General features: G+C 64.5%; 2 protein-coding genes. Both read right to left on the reverse strand.

Annotated features, from left to right (window positions below; translation table 11 throughout):
• Positions 1–1804: serine/threonine-protein kinase (locus JSV65_14030; protein ID UCH33673.1), on the reverse strand; the 1804-nt coding region annotated here is incomplete at its 3' end.
• Between the two features lie 650 nt (positions 1805–2454).
• Positions 2455–3178: hypothetical protein (locus tag JSV65_14035; GenBank protein ID UCH33674.1), on the reverse strand; the 724-nt coding region annotated here is incomplete at its 5' end.

Below are 3178 nucleotides of genomic sequence, written 5' to 3' on the forward strand. Positions count from 1 at the left end.
CCGGGGCAACGATATCGGCGACGGTCGCGTCGGCTCGAAGACCCTGGCTGGGGAAGAGATACTGCGTCCAGAACAACGTCGTGACAGCACCGGTATCCAGCGCGTAGCGCACGAACCGGCTCGACGGTTCGCCCTGGTCGCCGAGAAGCGTCCCGGCGATAGCCAGAATCAGATTACCGTCCGCGGTCCAGCTGAGACCGGACATGGGTACGCCGGCACCGCTGGGATCGAGGTGTCGCGCCTCATGGGTGGCCGGATCCAGCACGACCAGCAGCCCGTCCGGGTTATTGCCCGTTAGCGAATTCTGCACCGCGACGATCGTACGACCGTCGGGAGACCAGTTGATCGAGCTTATCGTCCGTTCGGCTTCGAAGATGATCTCTTCACCCGAGCCGCTCGCGTCGGCCACGCCGATCATGCCGGCGCGTTGCCCCTTGCGTACGCGCACGAAGGCGATCCGCTCTCCATCCGGCGACCACGCGGCCTCGGCTGCGTCCTCGACGAGCTTGCGCACCTGTCCCCCCACTAGAGACTGCCGGTACACCGATTGCACGTTGCCCTCGTCGCGAATGAAGAGTAGAGAAGACCCATCCGGCGAAAACCTCGGCAACTGGTCGGGACCCTCTGTTAGTGGTTCTTCCCCGCCGCCGACCAGCTGCTTGAGCCAGATGCGCGGCGTGCCGTCACGATTGGAGCTGAAGGCGACGATGCGGCCGTCGGGGGCTGCGTTGGGTTCGGAGTCATAGCCAGACACAGTGAGGGTACGGATGCGCGGCGGCTCCGGGACGTCCTGCTCCCCGCGGGGAAGCGCCAGCATGCCCGCGACAAACCCGATTGCAATGGCGAGCGCGGTGCCCACCCAGCCCGGCATTCTGCGCTTGCTTTCGCCCACGGACTCACCGGTGTCCGCCACCGCTGCATGGGTTGAGTCGGAAACAGAAGAAGTGTCTTCAATAGTGAAGGCGAGGTCGCGCGCGGACTGAAAGCGTTCTTCCGGGTTCTTCTCCAGGCAGCGGCGCACGACGCGCTCCATCACCGGTGAGATACCGCCCGAGATGCTCGCCAGTGAATCCGGTTCTTCGCGTAGTACTGCCGTCATCGTTTCAGCGCGGGTGTCGCGCTGGAACGCCCGATGTCCGCCCAGCATCTCATAAAGCACGCAGCCGAACGCGAAGATGTCCGAGCGGTGATCGACGTTCTCGCCGCGGACCTGTTCCGGCGCCATGTAACCGGCCGTCCCGAGCACCGTGCCCGGACGGGTCACCGTCTTCATCGCTGTCGGGTCTGCCGCCGCGGCGCTGCCTTCCGCCGATTCCGGGGCTTTTTGGTGAACTGAAGCGAGGCCGAAGTCTAGGATCCGGGCATGGCCGTCAGTGGTGATGAAGATGTTCTCGGGCTTGAGGTCGCGGTGGATGATGCCGCGATCGTGCGCGGCGGCCAGGCCTTCGGCCACCTGCCGCGCCAGCGTCGCGGCTTTGCGCGGCGGAAGCGGGCCTTCGTGCAGGAGCTCGCTCAGCGAATGGCCCTCGAGCAGCTCCATGACCGCATAGGGCGCGCCTTCTACTGTGCCGAAGTCGTAGATGGCGAGAATGTTGGGGTGAGCGAGCGCGGCCACGGCCTTGGCCTCGCGTTCGAAGCGGCGGAGCGCGTCAGTATCATCGGCGAACTTCTCTGGCAGCACCTTAATCGCCACGTCACGGTCCAGGCGGGTATCACGGGCGCGGTACACCTCGCCCATTCCTCCTGCGGCCAGATAGTCCCGGATCTCGTAATTGCCAAGTCTCGTACCCGGTTGAAGCTTCATGGATCGTGATCCAGCTGAGTTTCTTTCGCGCCATGTGCATGGTACCCGTGCGCCATGGCGAACGCTACGACGATCTCAGGTTGTAATCGGTTTCCCGCTCGACACGACTGTTGTAGCGCCACGCAGGCGTCATCGCCGTAGAGCGACCCGCACTCACGCGATGAGTCTGAGACTGGTGGAAGACCGGATGATGCCGAAACAAGCCCCCCACGGCGAGGCTCCCCCTCGCTTCGCCCTCCCTGGACTGAATTGATGGCGCGCGTGTTCGCCGTCGATGTGCTCGAAGGCCCTTGCTGTCACCGCCGGATGCGCCTTCTCGCGGCCATCCATCCGCCCGATGTCACACGCGCCATCCTCGAATTTCTCGGCCTTCCGGCACGCCCCCCCTCTCGCCCCGGCTCACAAGCGCCTTGTGCATGATGTGTGAGGTGATCCCTCAACGGTGCGTCTCACTACGCAAGTCTCTGAAGAAGAGAGATTTACAGGTCAGCGCGGCGAAACGACCCGGCCATGGCCATACGTCCAATATTTGCAGTGTTTTACGCGTCTGGGCGCACCGTTCGGGGATCACCTCAGAGGGTTCCACATCACGATCGGCTGCGCTCCGTGGAACGCTGACCTTCGAGCGTCGGCGCGGAGCCTGGGAGCATTCACGGGCGACAAGTCTTGCCGCCTTGCGGGCCGTTGCACTTGTTCGAGCAGCAGTCGGTGTCCTCGATGCACGAGGAACCATTCGGCGTGCACTCTGGCCCGTCGCATGCCCTGCCCTGGCGATCACTGCCTGCGGAGTCGGTGCCGAGCGGACCCTGGCTCGTGGGGCAGTCGTTCTCCGCGCGAACGAGATACGCAAAGAGCGAGTTGGTCAGTGGTACTTCTGGATCGGTCGCCATCGTGTCTGCGCCGTCGTTCGACTCGACGCAATCCGCGGAGGTGATGAAGTCCGCCGGCTCGGCTGAACGAATCGTGTCGTAGACAACCGTGGTGGCCCCCGGCTCGACCGGCGCGGTCCAACTCAACGTCATTTTGTCAGCGAGGAATACGAGATCCCGGACCTCGCCGGGTGTGGCCCAGACCTCCAGAATGCTGTCATCACAGTCGGCAGCGGCGCAGGAGTTCCCAGCGCCGCCCCCATCGCCGTAGCCGTCACCATCGGCATCGAGGCATGTGTCCGCACAGTCCGTCGTGCCGTCCAGATCGACGTCCGTCGTGCAGTCGGTCGTGCAGGTATCGACAGCATCGTCGCAGTCGGCAGCCGTGCAGGAGTTGCCCGCACCACCCGCGTCGCCGTAGCCGTCGCCGTCGGCATCGAGACACGTGTCCGCGCAGTAGATGGTTCCGTCGAGGTCGGCGTCCGTCGTGCAGTCAGTGGCGCAG

The organism is Armatimonadota bacterium (assembly GCA_020354555.1).
Classification (GTDB): Bacteria; Armatimonadota; Hebobacteria.